The organism is Xanthomonas cannabis (assembly GCF_040616535.1).
GTDB classification, from domain to species: domain Bacteria; phylum Pseudomonadota; class Gammaproteobacteria; order Xanthomonadales; family Xanthomonadaceae; genus Xanthomonas; species Xanthomonas cannabis.
The window spans coordinates 1,764,271-1,783,989 of record NZ_CP136580.1; the positions used below are offsets into that span (position 1 = coordinate 1,764,271).

Genomic DNA, 19,719 nt, shown 5'->3' on the forward strand with positions numbered 1-19,719 from the left:
TCACTTTGAAGTGAGAGCGTTCAAGAGCACGCTTAGCTCTTTATCGCTAATCAGGCCATCGACATAAAGCTGGGAGAGGTGCTTCACGCGCTTAGGCGGGCGGACCTTATTGGCTTTGAGGACTTGATAAGTTGTTTCTACCATTTTAGTGCGGAACGCGCGCTCTTCTTCGTCAAGAAGAGGCTCGGCGAGGTGATAATCAGTCGATGTTGTTTTTTTACCCATGCCACATTTATAATCGGGAATCAACTTCAGTCAAGGTGATTCCTGAGCCAGTATAAGAATCGCGGGGAAGCAGCACGCCCAACCTGATTCTTATGGATTAGGTATCATTTACGGCCCTCTACGGAGCTTTCAGATCTTGGATACCCCGCGCTCCCTTTATCAATTTCTTGAAGCTGCTTCCGATTGCGCAAAAGACGCAATTCAATCGAATGCAAGCGCCGTAAGGCGATGCGCTGAGCTGGACGCCTTCATTGAGAAGTCAGCAGCAGCTCGTTTGCAAGTGCCCATTGCGGCCCTTCTGCGGTTGAGTGCCAGAGGCATGTTCTGTGCATCGGTCAACACTGCTCTCATTGGATACCGTGCAGCGATCTTCCCTACTCTCAGAGCGTGTCTTGAAGCAGCCTGCTACGCACAAGTTATCGAACAGAAGCCAGAGCTTGGCGATGTGTGGGCTAAACGGCATCGAGACCAGGATGCTCGAAAAAGGTGCCGCGCTGAGTTTAGCGATGCAGTCAAGAAAACATGCAAGCGTTTCGGTAAGTTGATGCCAGAAAGTGCAGGTCTCATCACTGACATGTATGACTCAATGATCGATGACGGTGCTCATCCTAATGTCAGATCCATCATTCCTTCCATCAAAATGGAGGAAACAAACACACATTTTGAGGTTGGGCTGGGGCTAGTTTTGCCTAGTAGAGTTGAGACTTCACTCTTCTGCTGCTTTGAGATCGGTCTTTTTACATCATGGCTTATGACCGACTTGGATAAGATAGATGAGAATTTTTGGATCGAGGCTGCAAACTTGAACAAAATGAAGAACGAGTGGGAGAAGGAAATCCTAGCCGGCCGTGCGAGTTGACGACCTTGTTCAAATTAAAAGAAAGGCCCCGGCTGGGGCCAAATTTTTAATGCGTCAAATTAAATTAAAGCTTCAAGCCTTCATTGACGGCTTGTCGAATAAGCTCATACCACTTGTCCATCTCGCGCTCATTTCCAAAATGGATCGTCCAATTCGGGTGGTCGATGTCCCGGACATTCACAGTAATCGTTCCCTCATGCTTCGATCGGTGCCAATGCTTATCCCAGGAACGAACATCCGAGAACTGATAAGCCTTGGAAGCGCTGACCATTTTAAATTTAATGGACGAGCGGGCTGTGGAAATCGCGATGCCAGTGCGCTTGTTGAAATGGGTCCGCTGATAATTTTCCTTAAAGGCCGCACGCTCACCGTGCAGCTTCAAGGCCACCACAGATCCAATCACAATAAAAAGGGCACCACCAACCAACAGGAGAAGGAGGAAAGTCCAGACAGTCATCGAAGTTCCAAGGCGGAGGGGATACCAATGAGAAGAGGATTACTGGATGCGGCCAGTGACCTTCCAAACTCCGCCAATTTCCGAAAAGGTGTAGACGCCGTCCATCTCATGGCCGAACTTTCGTCCCATGGCTGTGACTTCCGCACTCACATCGCAGGCATAGCTTGGGGCGCCTTCTGCCTTCGTGCACTTGCCACTCTTGAAGTCTTCAATCCTGGCGTCGTCACTGCCGTTGTCTTTTACATATTGCAAGAACGCATGCTCTCTCTCCGTCTGAGCTGGACCGCCTCCTGAGCAGGCTGCCAGCCCGGCAATGAGCAGGATGATGAGTGCGACACGAAGCTTCGACATGGTTGGGTCCTTTGCCTTGGTTGGGTGCAGCCACGAGGGTTGCAACGAAGCAAAAGATACGCTAAACGTAAGATACGGGCAACGTAATTTACGAGCAACGTAGCTTACGTTCATCCTTGGGGCATGACCTCTCCCAACGCCCGCAGTGTTCGTGTCGTCTTCGCCGCCCGCATGAAAAAGCGGAGGAAGACGCTTCGGCTCAGTCAGAAGGCCTTAGGAGTGCTCATGGGACTACCAGAAGATGTCGCAGGCGTTCGAATAAATCGATATGAGCGGGCAGTGCATGAGTGCGACAGTGAGACCGCTCAAAAGATGGCTGACGCCCTTGGGGTCTCGCTTGCTTATCTCTACGCAGAGACAGAGGAACTAGCAGAACTCATTCAGGAGTTCATGCAGCTTCCCACCAAAGACCAGCACGCGCTTTTGGCTGATATCAAGTCTCGCTCTAAGACCAATCGAGTGCGTTAACTGGCACAAAGTTTGTCGGTGAAAGACGTGATCGATGTAAGGGTTTTCTGATAATTATCAGATTTCCACTATTTATGTGACGCACGTCACTTCATCTTCGGTTTTTGCCTTGATCTGACATAGTTGTCAGGGCATCTTGCTTGGGCTCCGTCAGTGCGTCTAAATTTTATGGATGGAAATTTTGAGTTAGCGCCCCTTGATTTGGCTTTTGCGCCACTTCCAGGACGACGCGATGCGCCTAATGCTTCTGTTTGGCTCGATGCATCGTTTTCGGTCTATACGCCAGCGTTGTTAGAGCCGCCACTTCGAACCTATGAAAAAATAGGGGATTACCAGCGGTTTGAGTCAGATGCTCAATGCGTTGGCTACCTTTCAGCTCTGTCTTCTCGGTTAGTTCATGTATGCAGAGGAACCTGGAAGTTCTCTGCCATTCCTGATTTGAGGGCAAGTCGCCACGCGGCGTTAGCCATCAATGCATCTCTCAGGGCAGGGCTTCCAGATACGCATGGTGTTTTAAACTGGTCATTAAATTTGGCCAAAAATTTAGGCAATAGCCAAGTCAGAAGTCGCACAGATAATGCATGGGTCGGTGGAAAGAAACCGTCAGAAGCCTGGCTTGTTTTACCGCAGGCAGATCAACTGCCTTATCTTCTGAGAAACCTCGAAGATTTGCTACAAGGAAAGATCGCCCAGCCGATCAACTGTGCTTTTTTCGAAGCCATTGCGTATCAGATGATCTGCATCCATCCACTTAGTGATACTAATGGACGGGTAACCCGCACTCTCCTGATAAATCTGGCGGGACGCTATCGAAATCTTTATCCGCTCTATATTGCGCATTGCCTGAGCTTTGCTAAACAGCGAACAGGTCAAACCTGGATGCAGGCATCTTCGACTGCCACAAGCCTAGACCTCAGCAATTCAGAGATGTGGTTGGATCAAATTAATTTGATCTTGCAGAAAATTTCCGATTTGGCGGCGGCTGGTTTGGATCCAAGAGTGTTGTGGTCACTTCTTTCATACGGATATGCATCCGAAGACACGCTATGTGCTGGCAAAAATGCATGCAGTCCAGCACTTGCTGCAAAAATTATGAAGCGCCCACCGACGCTATTAGAACAGGAACAGGGGATATTTTACTCAGCCGAGCTTGAAATCCTGATCATCGGAATTGATCGCTCTATTAATAAGGATAGTTATGAAATTGAATGAGTCGCAAGATGGCAAGCCCAAGCAGCTCAAAGCTGCGATCAGGCGAACCATTTATCTGACCTTGGTGCTAGCAGGGGTTGCCAGCGTCTTATCGCCATTGGCAACAGCCTCCGATACTGAGGGGACCACGACAATGCCGCCTGTCGAAGTCCCGCCTCCCTACATCCCGCCACCGATTGAAAATCCGCCACCGCCTTACTATCCAGATCCGGGTGACGGTGGTGGTGGCGATGGCGGCGGTGGTGGCGGTAGTGGGGAGGATCCAGAAGTGGTTTGCGCAAACCTGAGGGCAACCAAGCCTGCGATGTGCCCCAACCCAATACCGCTTCCATCTGGCGCGACCTACGCCCAAGACAAATTGCCCGGGGCTAGCATTAATGGAAAATCTACTGTGCTGATGGCTATTGGCTATTCGCAAGGTAGAGCATTTGGCCCCAATGGAACGACCGCTGCACCCAATGTTACGGCAGCATGGCTGATGGACTTTGTTTTAAACAAACAGACGGAAAATTATGCAAATCCCGGCATGTCTTTTAAGGACGCGACCAAGATTTTTCGAGAGGATATAAAGCAAGTTTGCGAGTTGGAAAGTATTGAGTCTAGCAAGTATCGGATCCCTGGCCAGTTGACCGTTCCTGAGTATTATTGTTTCGAAATCATGAAGGCGCTTGATATTGAAGCAGACGACCAGATGAATTTTGTGCAGTTTTTCATCGATTGGTCCAAGCGCTATGCAGTTAATCTTGAAAGCTATGTGCCAGGAGCAGTGATAAGCTCAGGAAGCTTGGATAACTCAATCGGGGTAAAATGGAAAGTCACATCTGCTGACGGTGCATGCTCAGCATGGTGGACTAACTTCCAGCAGAATCAGTGCAGTCTATAATGGATAGAACTATGAAAGCAAAAATGATCTTGTCCATGGCACTGCTTTCCGGCGCGCTTGCTGCGTGTGGAAAAGCCGACAAGCCAGCGGAAGACGCCAATACAGCGTCTTCGCAGGCTGAAACTTCTGCGACGGCAAACGCTGAGCACAGCGCAGCTGCGATTGGAGCGGAGCAAAAGGCAAAGTTAGCAACGCCTAGCGGCGTGCAAGATGCTAAGCAGTATTTGTGTCAAGGTGGCGGGAGTGCCTGCAAGGCAAGTGGCCCGCTGGTGGCTAACTCGGATGCCGAGGCAAAGTGGCTTTTGTCTAACGGCTATCCGACTGAGGCCGAACTTGCACGACTGGACAAACTGTCTTTGGATCAGCTGAAAGCAGAGTCGCAGGCAGGCAACAAGGCCGCAACTGTCATCTATGGAAAGAAGACGGCAACGAGTGGCCACTTCCAAGAAGGGCTTGGTATTTTAAGGAATGCGGCATCTGCTGGAAACTTGTATTCGTATTATGGACTGTCGGATATCTATGCCAGCGAAACAAAAGATAAAAATCTGATCGATAGTGCCGCGTATCTACGCTTGGCTTATCTGTTGGGCGATGGCAAAGCGTCTGCTGACATTGCATTAAGGGGGTTGAGTAGTGTTGAAAGTGTTGCTGCCGATGAGCGCGCAGCCTCGCTTTACAAAACATTCTCTAAGTATCAACGTCCATCCCCGAGGCCGATTGAGTAAGATTTAGCATTTGCAAATAGATGAGGAGGATTTTCCTCCTCATCTATCGCTTTATTCAAGTGTCGATGCGTTTCTACTGGCTGGTGCCTAGCTGGCGTTCTTCAAGAAGGTCTCTAAGTTTATTTGCAGAAATCAACTCTCTACATATGGTATAGAAGAGCCAGGCGCACCATAGCAAGACCGGGAATGCAAACAGTGACGCACGTTTTTGCTTAGGCACTTCTTTCGCTAAATGTGATTTAAGGACAGGGTCTTTCCACACCTCGCAAAGGATTTTAAGATCTCTCGGGTCGAATGTGGGCGGGATGACTTGTTTGTCGGCAGTGTTTTTGCACTGTTCGATAGTCAAAGTGTCGCTCCTGCTTGAAAAAAGCCCTGTCGTTTTTGCCTCAGTTTCTGAAATATATAAATCGGTCCCTGTCTCTTTCAAGCTAACCAATAAGCTATCTTTTGTTGCAATCACACCCAAGACGACAGCAAGACAAATAGATGCTGCCAGAGGGATGAATGGAAGAATCACCCACCACTTAGAGTGAACTCGCTTCGGGTGGATGACATGGCTTTTGAGGTCAAATGCCCAGCCGGCATGCCCAATGAGTTTTAGTGGAATATTGTGCAAATCCGAAAAGCCGATGAGAGCCTTAGCGTCTTTGAGCGTTTGGACGCGAATTTGATGTGCCATTCGAAATCCAGCGAGTGCGGAGTGATCCGCCAAATTCTTCCGAATGACTTCGTCTTCAATGTCGTCTTTGCTGATAAATAATCGCAGCACACGGGTGTTGATAGGATGGAGAGAGCCCGAGCGCCAGCATGCAAAGACGGCTGCCGAAAGAAAAGCAATGATAGAGCCAGCAGCGATCTCGCCCGTTAAAAATTTAAGCCATTCCATTTTTTGTAGCTGCCTTCTGGTTGTGATTGACGGTCTTTGTTTGCCGTTTGCTTGCGGCATTTAGGATAACATTATACCTAGTCCGTACAGGTTTTGTTCATATTCGCTTGATCACGGGCGCTGGCCATCTCCGCCCTGCAAAATATGTTTTAATTTCACACCTGATATTCCCTTGAAGAAATACCTAAAAAAGACAAGGTCAAGGGCCCACATATGGTTATTTGCTCCGCAAAAACCGTGGGCATCGCTTTCGCGATGAAATGCCGCTGCTTGCGCATCGAGTAGGCCTAGAAGCTCTGCTTAGAAATGACACAAACCCCGTGATTTATCTCTCAAAAACGGGTCCAGTGGTTTGATCTGGACAAACGAGAGTTTAGCCATTTTGTTATTCCCACTATCAACCAATCTCAACCGGGAAATTAATGGCAATTTATCATGTCAGCATCAAATCGTTTAGTCGTGGAAAAGGTCAATCATCAGTCGCAGCGGCTGCTTATCGTGCAGGGATCAATCTGCGGGATACAACTCACAAAACGACGCACAAATATGAGAAGAGGTCAGGCGTTGTTTCACAACAAATGCTTGCGCCCGAAGGAGCACCGAGGTGGTGTCTCGATGTTCGAAGCTTCTGGGATATTAATGAGCAACAAGAAACCAGAGCAAATGCTCGGGTGGCGAGAGAAGTCGAAGTTTCGTTACCTAACAGTCTAGACGCTCCACAGCGCAGAATGCTTGCGGTCGCACTTGGTCAGCTTCTTGTCGAGCGCTATCAAGCGGCTGTGCTGGTTGCTGTTCACTCACCTGGTCGAAGAGGGGACCAGCGCAATCATCATGTGCATCTACTCATCTCTGCCAGGAAAGTAGACGCCAACGGTCTGGGGGAGCGGGCTTGTGCTGAGTTCGACGCAAGGCAGGGAGCAGGGGCAACGGAGATTAAAGTTCTCCGTGGAGAGATCGCATCAGTGATCAATGCGCATCTCATCATGGCCGGCGTTGAAGCACGAGTGGACCACCGAACACTGAGAGCCCAAGCGCAAGATGCGTTCAAGCAAGGCGATTTTGAAAAAGCCAGAGCACTCACCAGAGCACCTAAAAAGCGCATCTCGCGGGGAGAGTTCTTCCAAGCCAAGCGCCACGCCAAAGCCGTGTCTTTTGGTGAAAAGGTGACATCAGCAGATCGACGCTTTGCTCAAATTTTAAAAGAGTGCCAGGCATCTCGCGAAGGTCGTCTAATCCATGATGTGCCTGCCGGCCACAGTCATGAAGCAGCGCTTCGTGATCGAGCAAGAGAGAAAGGACAGGTGATACGCCCAGAGTTCCGTAGACACTCAAGACCCTCGTTGCGCATAGCGCCGTTCAAACTCTACAGGGGACAGGTCACCAGTTGAACCGTGGCGGCGGTTGGGGTTGTAGAACATCTCGATGTAGTCGAATACCTCGGCGCGTGCGGCGTCCTTAGTGGGATAAATCCGTCGCCTGATCCGCTCGCGTTTGAGCAGGCCGAAGAAGCTCTCCACGGGTGCGTTGTCGTGGCAGTTGCCACGCCGACTCATGCTGCACACCAAGCCATGGGACGCCAGGAAACTCTGCCAGTCATCGCTGGTGTAGACAGACCCTTGGTCCGAGTGAACCAGGCAACCAGCGTTGGGTTTGCGCCGCCACACCGCAGACAACAAGGCCTGCACGACCAACTCGGTGTCGGCCCGATCGCGCATCGCCCAGCCGACGACCTGCCTGGAAAACAGATCGATCACCACAGCCAGGTACATCCAGCCTTCGTGCGTGCGAATGAAGGTGAAATCACTCGCCCAGGCCATGTCCGGCTCAGTCACGTCGAACTGTCGGTCCAGCAGGTTGGCCGCCGCCTTGCACGGCATTCCGCCATGGAAGCGCGGTTTGCGACCATAGCCTACCTGGGCACGCAATCCCGCGGCGCGCATCAATCGATGCACACGATGGCGACTGCAACGCTCACCCAGATCGCGTAGGTCCTTGGCGATCTTGCGATGCCCATACACACTGCCGCTGGCCAGCCAGTGGTGCTTGATTAGTCCAAACAACCGATCATCTTCCTTGGCGCGCTCACTGTCGGGCGCCTTTAGCCACGCGTAGTATCCAGCCCGGTTCACCCGCAACACCCGGCACATCGCACACACCCTGAACTCCCCGCAGTGGGCTTGCATGAAGGCGTACTTTGCCTTTACCCCTTGGCAAAGTACGCGGCGGCCTTTTTTAGGATGTCGCGCTCCTCGGTCACTCGACGCAACTCGGCCTTCAGGCGCCGAACCTCGGCGCTCTGGTCCACCTCGGCGCGCTGTACCACGCCGGGCTTGCCGAACTTGCGCAACCAGGCGTACAGGCTGTGCGTCGTGACACCCACCCGCTCGGCGACTTCTGCCACCTTGAACCCACGATCAGTCACTTGCCGGACCGCCTCGATCTTGAACTCATCCGTATACCGCTTGCTGCTCATAGACACCTCCGAATCGACCATTTTCCATGGCCATGAGATGTCTAGGAAACCCTGGGCGTATCAAGGGGAGCTTTGTTCCGCAAGAGAATCGTCGCTTCGATGACCAACTGTATCCTCATGGCCAAAGGCCAAGTCAGCAGGTTCTAAACCGCATCCATATTCGATACAGCCCATTGACCAGACAAGCCAGTAAAGTCACACGCTTGGCGAGAGCGACCGGAAAAGATGCAGAGGTTTTAAATCAACAAGCAGAACTGATTGAGCAATGGTTGGAAGCTCAGCATGAGATTGCGAAGCAAGCCTTGGATGTCCTCAATAGTCTTCCGGGTATCCAGATTGAAGAGTGCTTTAACCAAGCGTATGACGCTTTGATGTGCCGGAGAGTGGATCATTATGCGACCAAGCCATTTCTGTTCGAGGATACGGAGCAGTTGGGTAGATCCATGCTGCGATACGCACGCATGCTTGTGAGTCCCTACCGTGCGCAGTGTGATTATCTCGCTGCAAAAGCCAAACTTGCGGATTTTGAAAGTGAGACACCAACGGCTGAGTCGACTCTGGCTGCACGTCAAGCTCAGAAAGCAAAGCATATGGTCTCAAAGCGAGTGATGAAGCTAAGGGAGTGGCGAATTAAGAAAGCACGAGGTGCCATGAATGACGCGAGAGAAAGTTTCGAGAAAAACTTCAAGATTGATTTGCCAATCGCGGTTAGTCCGCGCCAGGATCCAGCGGACGAGATCTTAAAGCCTAGCGAGTCCGGCCAGTGGCAACTTAGGTTTAAGCCACCGAGATTGTGAGGATATATGTTAATGAGATTGGCGAGGCAGGAATACCTCGCCAATCAGTTCTGGGTTGTGGCCCAGGAGCTTGACACACTCGTATTGCGGCCTAGTTTCAAGGGGGGCTGTGGAGCGGTTTATGAAAAAAAACAAGTGCGAAGAGATTATATGGAGGGCTGCGTTTGTCCGCGCCTTGTCAATGTATGAGCTAAAGATCTCAATAGGTTTAGCTGATGAAGCGCTGGCATATTATTTAGATCGTTGGAGTGGTCTGGATATGAATAATGAAGATATGGGTGGTCTTTCACGCGAGGAGTATGCAGCTTTTTTGAAAGCAGCTGATGAGTCTGAGAGAAGAGTTTCCAGTGGCTTCTATTGAAATTTTACTTTTCTTCTTATAGCCAGGGCTTCTGACAGTGGCCTCAAATGGGGGTGTGCATTTCCAATTGGTTCGGCATAAAATGATGTCCCATTCTTGATTTGGAGATCAGTGCGTGGCGCAGACTCAGATGAATAGCTGTTAATCATTTTCTTCAGCTGGTCTGTATGGAAAACTTCTTGGAAGATAGTCCCGCTGTCGGACATTACTAACGCATGCATTTTGAAACTTTTATTGCCGCATAGCCAGTTAATATAACCTTGAAAATCTTCGAGGTCTAGCCCAGTGTCAATGAAGAACCTCTGTTCTTCTCCTTGTGTATCCTTAAATTTTTTGATCACCTTGGCGGAATTTTCTTGGATCATTGCAGGGGTGAAATAAGGGGCGTTTGAGAAAATAGAGGGGCCTTCCGTATTTTCTTGGTAATTGGCGATGTAAGCTAAGTCGAATGTTTTAAGGTATCCAGAGATTTTATCCAACAACGATTGTTCGTAGTCCATTTTATGCAATGGCCCCGAATTGAAACCGCCTTTATCGTTTGCGCCAATTAGATAGGGCTTAATGGCGAAGTCTTTCTTTACTGGATCCCAATATAAAAAATGGTGACATCCAAGCGAGTTGTAAATTTCGTTAGGGCATGAAATGGCCATTGAGTAGAAATCGATTTCACCCTGTCTCGGCTCAAGGTTTTGGATTTCCGATAGTTTTTGGGCAAGCGCCATGTATGCGCGCTTCGGATTAGGACGTGTGACAGTAACTTCCTTAGCTTCTGCTGGCGCATCCTCAATTGCACCATTGGACTCGATAGATGCTTTTATCTCTTTGGTTGTTATCGTGGCTTTCCATTCCTCATTTATTGTTTCACTAGTTGACTTTACTTCAAATAAATAAAGTCGTTCACCAAATTTAACCTTCGCATCACCAGCATAAGATTCAGTGGTTCCTTCCAAACTGATAAAGAAGTCAGGAAATTGATTGCGGGCGATCCCGACCTTCCATTGCCAGTCTCTAAAAGCGATCACCACAGAGCTTTCCGCAAGACGTGCCATGTTATAAGCCTCGATTCTGAGCAGCGAATTAGGGTCTGCTCCACCATGTGGAGCGATAGAGCTTCTTAACTTCGTCTAGCGGTGCAGTTTTCCAATTGCATTCCTCCCACATGCTTTGTCCATCGTGCGCAATTTTCCCATCTTGGGCCAGCGCGTCGTAGACGGGCTTAGTCATAAAGGAAGTTAGGCGGTCTTGCCTGATGGCTGCAAGCTTTGCCGCGATATTTGGACTACGACCCACCCAAATGAGATCGTTATTGTCTCGTATACCTGATCGAGTGACGAGAACTTCGCTCTTATCAATACCTACGGCGTGCTTCAATCGATAGCCGCCTTCTGCAAGTGATGGATACTGGGCTTCAATCTTTGGTCGCAGAATATGGATAACGGCGTAATTGATTTGGAGTGCCGTAAGTGCTGCCTTGGTATGCATTCTTTCGCCTAGAAACACCCCCATTACGCGATCACCGTCGAAGCTCCTAATGTCGCCACCGTTATAGCGAATAATGCGGCAAGCGGCCGACAAAAATGCCTTAATGACCTTTGATGCAACTTGACGATTAAAATTTGATGCTAGAAGCGTTGAATCCGCGAGGTCAGCATACAGCATTACGGGGGTAAGCTTTACGCCTCCTCCTGCCAACAGAACGGTTCCTGTAGTAGGCACAACCGAACCATCTCTAAGGCTCCATTGCTGATTTAAAATCCGATCTGTCTCGTTGGTCAAATCATCAACAATTGCCATTCTTATTTAAACTCCGTGAGAGACATTAGGGTGACCGCCCAGGGCAGAACAGCCCATGCCATGTAGATATAAGAGCTTTTGAGGCGATCGAACTTCATCGTCAATATTTTAGAATTTCTCCATGCTTGACCAAGGTAGTCTTCTGCCAAAGCTTCGGCTGATGTCTCTCGATATGCTTTGAGAAATTCTGTTTCGCTTTTCTTCTGAATTTCTCTGAAAAAGACGATTGATGCGTGTCCTCCTTCCAGGTTTGGAAAGGAGCCACGATAGAGCTGCACAAAACTTGCGATGAGCAACATGCCAAAGATTGCTGCTCCGCAAATCGAGATCAAGGTCGGCTTGTCGGTGGCGACGACCTTTGTCGATAGGACTCCAAGCATCGCTAGGTCGATGCCTAAGACGACGGAAAGCTTCGTGTCTACTCGACTGAAAAAGCCAAGCACAAGATTGAGTTGGCTTTGAGCTGCTGAAAGTTTAGCTGACGGCTCCATCCTGGATCTGGTCCCAAAGTTGAGAGGAATGATAATTTTCTATTGGTTTAGGTTGCACTCAGTCGCAACCAATCAGTGATGCCGCAAAAATAATCGTGTGTGCTCAATCGAGTCTCCAACCAGTTCTATTTTTTACCGCAACTGCCTCCTGCTTTGCAATCTTCCGTCGCCGTTCCATGTGGCGAACCTGTTTAAACGAAAGATCAAATTGCTTAGGCTGATAGGCTGGCAAATCAAGCGGTGGACCAAACTTTTCCAAGGCTTGCAAACGGGCTGGGACCGTGGGCGGATCAACATAATGTTTAAGCCCCGGTGGGAGCGTCAGATCATGCCCTGTGATCTGCTGAGCTGTCATCACCGAAACGCCATGCTCATTGATCAACGAGTTGGACAAGGTATGGCGGAAGCAGTGGAAGCTTTTAAGTCGTTGCGTTAATCCACATTTCTTGGCGTAGGTCCGGAATTGGTCGCCCAATGCATCCCCATAGCCATGTTCACTGTGATACGGCAGATGTGGAAACAGTCTGTCAAAGCCAGCTGCCTTGACCTCATCGCGATAGACCAAAATTCCTGCTTCAATCAATGCTGAGGGAAGCGGCACAAAGCGGGAAGAATGTGGATTTTTCAATCGCTGATCGGCTCGTGCTGCACGAATGTGGATCCCCCAACATCCTCCGACTTGATCAAGATCATCCACATAAAGTTGCGCAACTTCATTGATGCGGGCGCCTGTGGTTAATCCCAACAAAGTGCCGAACCAGCGATGGGGATACTTCGAAGCCCACATTTTAAATTTTGAAGGCTCGAACAAGGCATTGAGTTCTTCTTTGGAAAATGGATTGCGGCTCGGCTCATCGGTGGTTGCCTTCGATCGATTAATAATAGCCTTATGAGGGGCTTTGCTAATCAGATCTTCGCTGGCCAACGCATTAAAAAATGCAGCCAAACGATCTCGATGCTTTTCCTTCGTGCGCATTCCAAGTTTGGCGTAACTGCCTTTTTTGGCTTTCTTCAAAATGTCAGCGGGAGCCAATCCTGCAAACTCTGCCTTCTTGCTCGCATTGCTGGGGTAGTGCTCGATGGCTTCAAGGAAGCTCCGCACATCATCGGCCTTGTAGTCTTCAACAGGCTTGTCGCCGACCAACGCAACGAACAGCCCCAAGCTGTATTCGGTGTCGAAGATGTTGGTCGCACTTCGCCCAACGCGCTTCATCTCACGAACATGGATGGCTGCGCGTTCAGAAAACAACGGCCCGGCCTTCTTCCTCACTTCGGTGGAAGAGGGCAGCGGGAGATTTTTCAACGCTTCGAGCAGCCGAGCATGGTCTTCGGCTCCGTCAGCAGACAGTTCCATCCCACCCACCTTGATGGTGTAGGGCTGAGCTTCGTTGCCTTGCAATGCGGCCAAAGCCTGGCTCAGCAAATCGTCCTTCATGCTGCTTGCTCCCTGCCGCATCTGACCGAATGCTTCCGAGAGTGCCACAGCAGTTCGTGCCACGGCCAGACGGGCGGCATCACCCAGGGACAAGCGAACGGGACGGACAAGATAGCGCGCGCCAATGATGGCTTGCAGGTCGGTCGGGACGAAGAAGCGCACATAGAGCCCAGCAGGGCGGCGCAGAAAATAAGGCTTCGGCACGGGGTTTGATACCTCGTTTGATACCTAACGCAGGCTCAAACTGAACATCAAACCCCGGGCCTAACCTTCGCAGAATCAAGCATTTACTGCTCTTTTCCGCGATCAGATGGTGGAGGTGGGCGGAATCGAACCGCCGTCCGGAAGCACTCCATCCCCGGCACTACATGCTTATCCCTCCGTTAGATCTCGTTCCCAGGCAGCACGGCGGGCAAAGCGCACCTGGAAACCAGCCTGCTTGATCTAGCCGGCAGCTGACAGGCAGCCACTACCGGCGGTTCCGTGATAATGACCCTACATCTACGAGCACGGGCACAAGTAGGTTCGGGGGTTCGCCTTAGGCGGCTGTAGAACTAACAACTAAAGCCAATTAAGCGGCGATAGCGTAGTCCGAACCGTAGTTGTCGTCGTTGGCAACTAAAAGTTTGCTGCTGGATTAACGAGGAAAGCTGCCCCCTCGGCATGCGCCAAGCGACTTCGCGACCCCCGTCGAAACCAGTGCACCCCCGGGGAAAGCATCAAACGCTGACCACACCAGTGTAGGGATCGGCGCGCCCTGTCACAAGTGTTGAGATGGGCTGCGCTTACAGTGGCTTCAGGCGGTACCGAACCGAACAGTCTGCAAGCGAAGGAGCGAAGCGATGGCGACAGGCAAGCCCCCACGTTCACGCACGCGGCGCGCCATGTCGCGCACGGCCGGCGACACCGAACCCGCACCGTCGCGCCAGCGAGTGCAACGCACCCGGCAGGCGAATGAACCGGCTGTCGCCGCCACGCGCGTGCAGGGCAAGGCGCGCACCGTGATCTATATCCATGGCATCGGTAACAAGCCGCCGGCCGAGGTGTTGCGGTGCCAGTGGGACAAGGCGCTGTTCGGGCGGCCGATGGGGGAGCGCACCCGGCTTGCGTACTGGGTCAATCGCGAGCGCTATCCGGTTGCTGAGCCGGGCACTTGCGATGCACGCGATGTGGGGCCGGCGCTCAACCAGGGCGTGCAACGCGCATTGAGCACGCTGGGGGTGGTGCCGGGCGAGCAGGATCTGCACCTGCTTGCAGACGCCCTGGCGCAGGGCGAACAGGAGCGGTCGGATCTGCATCGCCTGCTCGACGAGCTGGATGGCAAAAGCGGCGCGGGCAGCGTGCAGGCCAAGGGGCCGGTCGATGCGGTCAATCGGGTCCTGCTGCGGCTGATCTCCGCAGCGCTGCTGCAGGATGTGCATGACTTTTTTTTCGTACCGGCGCGTGCCGCATTGATGCGCGACAGCCTGGTGCAGCGGTTGCGCTCGGGCGGCGGGCCGTTTGTGGTGGTCGCCCATAGCCAGGGCTCGATGATTGCCTACGACGTGTTGCGGCAACTGCGCGCCGCCGACTGCGAGGTGACGCTATTTTTAACCCTGGGATCGCCGCTTGGGTTGCCGCAGGTGCGCAGCATGTTCAAGCGCTGGACCGGCACCCGCAAGCTGCCGTTTCCCGACTGCGTCCAGCAGTGGATCAACGTGGCCGAAACGCGCGACCCGATCGCGCTGGACCCGGATCTCACCGATGACATCGCCAATGCCAAGGGACGTTTTGACAACCTGGCCGGCGCGCGGCTGAATCCGGACTGGCAGCACAACGCCCACTCGGGCTCGGGCTATCTGTCGATCCCGCAGGTGCGCGCTGCCGTGCGTCAGGCGGTTGGCGTCGGCTTCGATCAACCGGTGTCCAACGCGGTGTTGATCAAGGATCTCAGTGAGCAGCTCGAAGCGCATGGCCCCGACCATCGGCACGAGGTACTGATCGAGCTGGATCGGCGGCTGTCGGGGCACGACCCGGGCAGCGTGCGTGCGCTGCTGCTGCGCCAGCTGCGTGAGACCGCCGCACGCAGCACCGGCCTGACAGGCGATGCCCTGGATGAAGCGATCGAACTGGAAGATGGCCTGCAGCGGTTCGTCTCGGCCCGGTTGACCCGTTTCGAAATCGAATCGCTGCAGGACCGCTATCGCGCATTGGGCTTTCGCCGGGTGTGGCGTGATGCCGGCAAGCGCGCGCTGATTCACGTCTCCGGCAACGTGCTGCACGCCGATGCCGCGCGCACGGCGTATCGCGCGCGCGGGCAGGAGATCGGCTGGGCAGTCCTGGATACCGGCATCGCGGCCGGGCATCCGCATTTCTTCGCCAAGGGGCAGCGCGACAACGTGGTGGCGCAATGGGATTGCACGCGGCGCGGCGCGCCCAGGCAACTGACGCGCGCCGATGGCGAAGCGTTCACCCGGCTCGATCGGCATGGGCACGGCACGCACATTGCCGGCATCATCGCCGGCCGGTGTCAGGCGGTGATTGCCGATGCGCACGGCATGCCCGGTCGCCCGCTCGAGTTTGCAGGCATGGCGCCGGACGCCCGGCTGTATGGTTTCAAGGTGCTCGACGATGCCGGCAACGGCCGCGATTCGTGGATGATCAAGGCGGTGCAGCAGGTGGCCGCGATCAACGAACGCGCTGGCGAACTGGTCATCCACGGTGTCAATCTGAGCCTGGGCGGCTATTTCGACCCGGAAAGCTACGGCTGCGGTTTTACGCCGCTATGCAACGAGCTGCGGCGGTTATGGCGGCAAGGCGTGCTGGTGGTGGTGGCCGCCGGTAACGAAGGGCTGGCGTGGTTGATGGGCAAGGATGGCGATGCCTATCCGGCCAACATGGACCTGTCGATCAGCGATCCGGGAAATCTGGAAGACGCCATCGTGGTGGGCTCGGTGCACAAGAGCAGCCCGCACAACTATGGCGTGTCGTATTTCTCTTCGCGCGGGCCCACCGCCGATGGCCGCGGCAAACCCGACGTGGTGGCCCCGGGCGAAAAGATCGTCTCGGCCTACTACGACTTCGACCCGAAAGACCCGGCCAGCCTGATGGTGGAAATGAGCGGCACCAGCATGGCCGCACCGCATGTCTCGGGCGTGCTGGCCGGGTTTTTATCGGCGCGCCGCGAGTTCATCGGCTTCCCCGACCGGGTCAAGCAACTGCTGCTGGACACCAGCACCGACCTGCAGCGCGACCGCTACGTACAGGGCAGGGGAGTGCCGAATTTGATGCGCATGCTTGGAAAGACGTGAATCGCGAGTTGGGAATCGGGAATCGGGAATCGGGGATCGTAAAAGCGTGCCTGGTCGTGCGATGCGGCAGCTAGACTCGCGGCAAGTCAGAAGCAGCCCCCGCTGTTGCGATTCCCAATTCCCAATTCCCGATTCCCGGCACCTCAGGCATCACGATTATGCCGGCGCATCACGCGCTGCTTGTCGCGTTGCCAGTCGCGGTCCTTGGCGGCGTCGCGCTTGTCGTGATTCTGCTTGCCCTTGGCCAGGGCAATTTCCAGCTTGACCTTGTTGCTGCTCCAGTACAGCGCGGTGGGCACCAGGGTATAGCCCTCGCGCTCGACGCGGGTAAGCACCTTGTCGATCTCGGCCCGGTGCAGCAGCAGTTTGCGGTCGCGTCGTTCCACCGGCACCGTGTGCGTGGAGGCCTGGATCAACGGGGTGATCTGGGCGCCGATCAGGTAGATCTCGCCGGAACGGACATACGCGTAACCGTCGACGATGTTGGCGCGGCCGGCGCGGATCGCCTTGATCTCCCAGCCCTGCAGCGCCAGACCGGCTTCGTAGCGTTCTTCCAGGTGGTATTCGTGGCGCGCACGCTTGTTCAGGGCGATGGTTTTCGTGGCCTTCGCGCCGTTTGCTTTATCCTTGGATGGTTTCTTGCTCATGCCGCCATTGTCGCCGATTCGGTGTCGTCAAACGATCTTCCGTCTTTCACAAGTTAGCGAATGCCTATCATCCGTCGCAGCGCCCTGGTCGAACACAGCGCCTCCCGCATGTTTGATCTGGTCAATGATGTCGCCGCCTATCCGCGCCGCTTCGGCTGGTGCGACGCTGCCCACGTGCTCGAGCAGGACGATGCGCACATCGTGGCGCGCCTGGATCTGGGCTTGGGCTCGTTCCGTACCTGGTTCACCACCGAGAACATTCTCGAACGCCCCGAGCGCATCGTGATGCATCTGCGCGACGGGCCGTTCAAGCGCCTGGAAGGCCTGTGGGAATTTCAGGCCCTGGGCGAGAACGCGTGCAAGGTCAGCCTGACCCTCGAAGTGGAGACCAGCTCGCGTCTGCTGGGCCCGGCGCTGGCGCTGGGCTTCCAGGGTCTGGCCGATCGCATGGTCAACGACTTCGTGCGCGTCGCCGACCGCGACGACGTATGACGGTGCAGGTCGAGGTCGTCCTGGCCTGGCCTGACCGCTACAGCAGCGTGCAGCTGGAGGTGCCGCAGGGCACGACGGTTGCCGAGGCGGTGGCCTCCTCCGGGCTGACGCGGGACTGCACGCCCGCCGCGCTGGCGATTCACGGTGTGGTGGTGCGGCCGGAGCAGGCACTGTGCGCGGGCGACCGGATCGAATTGCTCAGGCCGCTGCTGCTGGACCCCAAGGAAGCGCGTCGTCGACGGGCTGCGCCCGACCGGAAGAGCGGATCCGGCACGTAGTTGCACGGTTGTCCCTCGTCGTCAGGCGAAGTGTTGTTGAGCGAACTGTTCCGCACAGATGGAACAAAAAAACCGGCATCACTGGCCGGTTTTCAAGGCGCTGCATAGGGCCGGGCAATCGCCCGACCTGCAACCGGGCCATCAACGGCCGCGTTGCTTCTTCTTGTCGCGGGCCAGGTTGCGGCCGAACTGCTTGGGCGCGGACTTGGCCAGCTGCTCGTCCTGCGACGGGAAATAATCGCCTTCCCAACGCGTCACCTGATCGTTCTCGAAGAACACGGTGAAATTCTTGACTTCGGTATGCGCCAGGCGGTCGACGCGCTGGGTGGACGTGTAGTCCCAACGCTGCGCATGGAACGGGTCGGGAATGGACGGCGTCCCCAGCAACGCGCTGACCTGCTGCTTGCTCTGGCCTACCTGCAGTTGCTCCACGGCGTTCTGCTTGATCAGGTTGCCCTGGTAGATCGGCTGCTTGTAGATGATGCCGCAGCCAGCGGTGGAAAGAGCAATGGCGGCGACCAGCAGGAGATTGCGCATCGGGGAGTAAGTGCTGAGGAAATCACGCCGATGATACACTCCCGCCGGTCGCCGCGACCCGTTTGATGGCAGCTGGCGCTAAATCGCCAATGAACGGAGAACATATGGAAACCCACGACCTGCGCAAAGTCGGGCTCAAGGTGACCCATCCGCGCATGCGGATCCTGGAGTTGCTCGAACAGAAGAGCAACCAGCATCACCTCAGCGCAGAAGACATCTACCGGCAGCTGCTCGATCACGGCGACGAGATCGGGCTGGCCACGGTGTACCGCGTGCTGACGCAGTTCGAAGCCGCCGGCCTGGTGCTCAAGCACAATTTCGAGGGCGGGCAGGCCGTATACGAGCTCGATCGCGGCGGCCACCACGACCATATGGTCGATGTGGATACCGGCCACGTGATCGAGTTCGAAAGCGAAGAGATCGAAGCGCTGCAGCGCCAGATTGCAGCCAAGCACGGCTACGAGCTGGAAGAGCATTCGCTGGTGCTGTACGTGCGCAAGAAGCGTCCGCGCTGAACCCGGCGTATCGCAGGGGCGAATGACAAGGCGGCTTCGGCCGCCTTGTGCGTTGTGGGGTGTGTTGGTGGATTTGATGGACGGGCTTGCCCCCATCCGCCCTTCGGGCACCTTCCCCCGCGGGCGGGGGAAGGGAGCAGGTGGGTGGTCAGTTGCGGTGCAACCGGCAGATCGCGCGTAGCCAGGCATCCCTTCTCCCGCTGGCGGGAGAAGGTGGCGCGCAGCGCCGGATGAGGGGCGACACCGTGTACGGCTGTCGCGCCTGTCGTGGTCGCGTCGCCGCGATGTCGCCCCCATCCGCCCTTCGGGCACCTTCCCCCGCAGGCGGGAGAAGGGAGTAGGTGGGTCGTCAGTTGCCGTGCAACCGGCAGATCACGTGCAGCCAGGCATCCCTTCTCCCGCTGGCGGGAGAAGGTGGCGCGCAGCGCCGGATGAGGGGCGACACCGTGTACGGCTGTCGCGCCTGTCGTGGTCGTGTTGCGGCGATGTCGCCTCCATCCGTCCTTCGGGCGCCTTCCCCCGCAGGCGGGGGAAGGGAGC

Annotated in this window: 23 protein-coding genes and 1 other RNA gene; 12 read left to right on the top strand and 12 right to left on the bottom strand. The window is 54.5% G+C overall.

The window, feature by feature from the left end:
- Entirely contained in the window at positions 1–225 is a 225-nt protein-coding gene (locus RZV17_RS07550) for a hypothetical protein (RefSeq protein WP_088056792.1), read from the bottom strand.
- Between the two features lie 136 nt (positions 226–361).
- Between RZV17_RS07550 and RZV17_RS07555 the strand changes: the two genes are divergently transcribed.
- Positions 362–1,084 (top strand): hypothetical protein, encoded by a 723-nt coding sequence (locus tag RZV17_RS07555; RefSeq protein ID WP_179454580.1) that lies wholly within the window; start codon positions 362–364, stop codon positions 1,082–1,084.
- A 64-nt stretch (positions 1,085–1,148) separates the two neighbouring features.
- Here the strand turns inward: RZV17_RS07555 and RZV17_RS07560 are convergent, their stop codons facing one another.
- Both RZV17_RS07560 and RZV17_RS07565 read right to left on the bottom strand, forming a co-directional pair.
- Complete coding sequence (locus RZV17_RS07560) at positions 1,149–1,541, bottom strand: hypothetical protein (RefSeq protein WP_249058838.1); 393 nt, start codon at positions 1,539–1,541, stop codon at positions 1,149–1,151.
- A 39-nt stretch (positions 1,542–1,580) separates the two neighbouring features.
- Positions 1,581–1,892: a hypothetical protein gene (locus tag RZV17_RS07565; protein ID WP_179454576.1), complete on the bottom strand. Its 312-nt coding sequence runs from the start codon at positions 1,890–1,892 to the stop codon at positions 1,581–1,583.
- Between the two features lie 171 nt (positions 1,893–2,063).
- On the opposite strand from RZV17_RS07565, the gene RZV17_RS07570 reads away from it, so the two are divergent.
- From RZV17_RS07570 to RZV17_RS07585, 4 genes are all read left to right on the top strand, one after another.
- Positions 2,064–2,360 carry a helix-turn-helix domain-containing protein gene (locus tag RZV17_RS07570; protein ID WP_179455041.1) on the top strand — a complete coding sequence of 99 codons (297 nt, stop codon included), beginning with the start codon at positions 2,064–2,066 and terminating at the stop codon, positions 2,358–2,360.
- A 153-nt stretch (positions 2,361–2,513) separates the two neighbouring features.
- Positions 2,514–3,572: a Fic family protein gene (locus tag RZV17_RS07575; RefSeq protein WP_355608337.1), complete on the top strand. Its 1,059-nt coding sequence runs from the start codon at positions 2,514–2,516 to the stop codon at positions 3,570–3,572.
- Positions 3,559–4,455 carry a hypothetical protein gene (locus tag RZV17_RS07580; protein WP_249058846.1) on the top strand — a complete coding sequence of 299 codons (897 nt, stop codon included), beginning with the start codon at positions 3,559–3,561 and terminating at the stop codon, positions 4,453–4,455. Before RZV17_RS07575 ends, RZV17_RS07580 begins: the two co-directional genes overlap by 14 nt.
- 11 nt (positions 4,456–4,466) lie before the next feature.
- The gene (locus RZV17_RS07585; RefSeq protein WP_179454574.1) at positions 4,467–5,180 is read left to right on the top strand and encodes a hypothetical protein; all 714 of its coding nucleotides are present in this window, start codon (positions 4,467–4,469) and stop codon (positions 5,178–5,180) included.
- 73 nt (positions 5,181–5,253) lie between these two features.
- On the opposite strand, the gene RZV17_RS07590 is transcribed toward RZV17_RS07585, so the two are convergent.
- Positions 5,254–6,129 (bottom strand): DUF6216 family protein, encoded by an 876-nt coding sequence (locus RZV17_RS07590; protein ID WP_355608342.1) that lies wholly within the window; start codon positions 6,127–6,129, stop codon positions 5,254–5,256.
- Positions 6,130–6,491: 362 nt separating this feature from the next.
- On the opposite strand from RZV17_RS07590, the gene RZV17_RS07595 reads away from it, so the two are divergent.
- Entirely contained in the window at positions 6,492–7,457 is a 966-nt protein-coding gene (locus tag RZV17_RS07595) for a MobA/MobL family protein (protein ID WP_355608345.1), read from the top strand.
- Here RZV17_RS07595 and RZV17_RS07600 read toward each other — a convergent pair.
- Positions 7,398–8,542 (bottom strand): IS3 family transposase gene (locus tag RZV17_RS07600; RefSeq protein WP_355604652.1). Its coding sequence is split into 2 segments (ribosomal slippage): positions 7,398–8,305 and positions 8,305–8,542, totalling 1,146 coding nucleotides; the frame shifts between segments, so codons are not numbered across the junction. The two genes, RZV17_RS07595 and RZV17_RS07600, sit on opposite strands and share 60 nt — an antisense overlap.
- Positions 8,543–8,715: 173 nt before the next feature.
- Here RZV17_RS07600 and RZV17_RS07605 point away from each other — a divergent pair.
- Both RZV17_RS07605 and RZV17_RS07610 read left to right on the top strand, forming a co-directional pair.
- Positions 8,716–9,339 (top strand): plasmid mobilization protein, encoded by a 624-nt coding sequence (locus tag RZV17_RS07605; protein WP_355608348.1) that lies wholly within the window; start codon positions 8,716–8,718, stop codon positions 9,337–9,339.
- 121 nt (positions 9,340–9,460) lie between these two features.
- Positions 9,461–9,700, top strand: a complete 240-nt coding sequence (locus RZV17_RS07610) for a hypothetical protein (RefSeq protein WP_179454570.1) — start codon at positions 9,461–9,463, stop codon at positions 9,698–9,700.
- Here RZV17_RS07610 and RZV17_RS07615 read toward each other — a convergent pair.
- The 5 genes from RZV17_RS07615 to ssrA all read right to left on the bottom strand — a co-directional run bounded on the left by RZV17_RS07615 (position 9,694) and on the right by ssrA (position 14,129).
- Positions 9,694–10,749: a hypothetical protein gene (locus RZV17_RS07615; RefSeq protein ID WP_355608352.1), complete on the bottom strand. Its 1,056-nt coding sequence runs from the start codon at positions 10,747–10,749 to the stop codon at positions 9,694–9,696. The genes RZV17_RS07610 and RZV17_RS07615 overlap by 7 nt on opposite strands.
- A gap of 28 nt (positions 10,750–10,777) precedes the next feature.
- Positions 10,778–11,494, bottom strand: a complete 717-nt coding sequence (locus RZV17_RS07620; RefSeq protein WP_355608355.1) for a hypothetical protein — start codon at positions 11,492–11,494, stop codon at positions 10,778–10,780.
- 2 nt (positions 11,495–11,496) lie between these two features.
- A complete protein-coding gene (locus tag RZV17_RS07625) occupies positions 11,497–11,985 on the bottom strand; it encodes a Pycsar system effector family protein (protein ID WP_179454565.1) in 489 nt (162 codons plus the stop codon).
- A gap of 103 nt (positions 11,986–12,088) precedes the next feature.
- A complete protein-coding gene (locus RZV17_RS07630; protein WP_179454563.1) occupies positions 12,089–13,624 on the bottom strand; it encodes a site-specific integrase in 1,536 nt (511 codons plus the stop codon).
- Between the two features lie 107 nt (positions 13,625–13,731).
- Positions 13,732–14,129, bottom strand: a transfer-messenger RNA (tmRNA) gene (gene ssrA, locus RZV17_RS07635).
- 133 nt (positions 14,130–14,262) lie between these two features.
- Here ssrA and RZV17_RS07640 point away from each other — a divergent pair.
- The gene (locus tag RZV17_RS07640; protein WP_355608359.1) at positions 14,263–16,710 is read left to right on the top strand and encodes a S8 family peptidase; all 2,448 of its coding nucleotides are present in this window, start codon (positions 14,263–14,265) and stop codon (positions 16,708–16,710) included.
- A gap of 143 nt (positions 16,711–16,853) precedes the next feature.
- Here RZV17_RS07640 and smpB read toward each other — a convergent pair whose 3' ends face one another.
- On the bottom strand, positions 16,854–17,357 hold the full coding sequence (smpB, locus tag RZV17_RS07645) for an SsrA-binding protein SmpB (RefSeq protein ID WP_005988385.1): 504 nt from the start codon (positions 17,355–17,357) through the stop codon (positions 16,854–16,856).
- A 60-nt stretch (positions 17,358–17,417) separates the two neighbouring features.
- Between smpB and RZV17_RS07650 the strand changes: the two genes are divergently transcribed.
- Positions 17,418–17,849: a type II toxin-antitoxin system RatA family toxin gene (locus tag RZV17_RS07650; protein ID WP_047696743.1), complete on the top strand. Its 432-nt coding sequence runs from the start codon at positions 17,418–17,420 to the stop codon at positions 17,847–17,849.
- Entirely contained in the window at positions 17,846–18,127 is a 282-nt protein-coding gene (locus RZV17_RS07655; protein ID WP_047696742.1) for an RnfH family protein, read from the top strand. The genes RZV17_RS07650 and RZV17_RS07655 overlap by 4 nt, the downstream gene beginning before the upstream one ends.
- A 141-nt stretch (positions 18,128–18,268) precedes the next feature.
- On the opposite strand, the gene bamE is transcribed toward RZV17_RS07655, so the two are convergent.
- Entirely contained in the window at positions 18,269–18,664 is a 396-nt protein-coding gene (gene bamE / locus RZV17_RS07660; RefSeq protein WP_039403293.1) for an outer membrane protein assembly factor BamE, read from the bottom strand.
- A gap of 104 nt (positions 18,665–18,768) precedes the next feature.
- Between bamE and fur the strand changes: the two genes are divergently transcribed.
- Positions 18,769–19,179 carry a ferric iron uptake transcriptional regulator gene (gene fur, locus RZV17_RS07665; protein ID WP_005988392.1) on the top strand — a complete coding sequence of 137 codons (411 nt, stop codon included), beginning with the start codon at positions 18,769–18,771 and terminating at the stop codon, positions 19,177–19,179.
- Positions 19,180–19,719 lie beyond the last annotated feature (540 nt).

Coding starts and splice junctions, on each gene's coding strand:
- RZV17_RS07550 (WP_088056792.1), bottom strand. CDS start 225: ATGGGTAAAAAAACAACATCGACTGATTATCACCTCGCCGAGCCTCTT.
- RZV17_RS07560 (WP_249058838.1), bottom strand. CDS start 1,541: ATGACTGTCTGGACTTTCCTCCTTCTCCTGTTGGTTGGTGGTGCCCTT.
- RZV17_RS07565 (WP_179454576.1), bottom strand. CDS start 1,892: ATGTCGAAGCTTCGTGTCGCACTCATCATCCTGCTCATTGCCGGGCTG.
- RZV17_RS07570 (WP_179455041.1), top strand. CDS start 2,064: ATGAAAAAGCGGAGGAAGACGCTTCGGCTCAGTCAGAAGGCCTTAGGA.
- RZV17_RS07580 (WP_249058846.1), top strand. CDS start 3,559: ATGAAATTGAATGAGTCGCAAGATGGCAAGCCCAAGCAGCTCAAAGCT.
- RZV17_RS07585 (WP_179454574.1), top strand. CDS start 4,467: ATGAAAGCAAAAATGATCTTGTCCATGGCACTGCTTTCCGGCGCGCTT.
- RZV17_RS07590 (WP_355608342.1), bottom strand. CDS start 6,129: ATGCCGCAAGCAAACGGCAAACAAAGACCGTCAATCACAACCAGAAGG.
- RZV17_RS07595 (WP_355608345.1), top strand. CDS start 6,492: ATGGCAATTTATCATGTCAGCATCAAATCGTTTAGTCGTGGAAAAGGT.
- RZV17_RS07610 (WP_179454570.1), top strand. CDS start 9,461: ATGAAAAAAAACAAGTGCGAAGAGATTATATGGAGGGCTGCGTTTGTC.
- RZV17_RS07615 (WP_355608352.1), bottom strand. CDS start 10,749: ATGGCACGTCTTGCGGAAAGCTCTGTGGTGATCGCTTTTAGAGACTGG.
- RZV17_RS07620 (WP_355608355.1), bottom strand. CDS start 11,494: ATGGCAATTGTTGATGATTTGACCAACGAGACAGATCGGATTTTAAAT.
- RZV17_RS07625 (WP_179454565.1), bottom strand. CDS start 11,985: ATGGAGCCGTCAGCTAAACTTTCAGCAGCTCAAAGCCAACTCAATCTT.
- RZV17_RS07640 (WP_355608359.1), top strand. CDS start 14,263: ATGGCGACAGGCAAGCCCCCACGTTCACGCACGCGGCGCGCCATGTCG.
- smpB (WP_005988385.1), bottom strand. CDS start 17,357: ATGAGCAAGAAACCATCCAAGGATAAAGCAAACGGCGCGAAGGCCACG.
- RZV17_RS07650 (WP_047696743.1), top strand. CDS start 17,418: ATGCCTATCATCCGTCGCAGCGCCCTGGTCGAACACAGCGCCTCCCGC.
- RZV17_RS07655 (WP_047696742.1), top strand. CDS start 17,846: ATGACGGTGCAGGTCGAGGTCGTCCTGGCCTGGCCTGACCGCTACAGC.
- bamE (WP_039403293.1), bottom strand. CDS start 18,664: ATGCGCAATCTCCTGCTGGTCGCCGCCATTGCTCTTTCCACCGCTGGC.
- fur (WP_005988392.1), top strand. CDS start 18,769: ATGGAAACCCACGACCTGCGCAAAGTCGGGCTCAAGGTGACCCATCCG.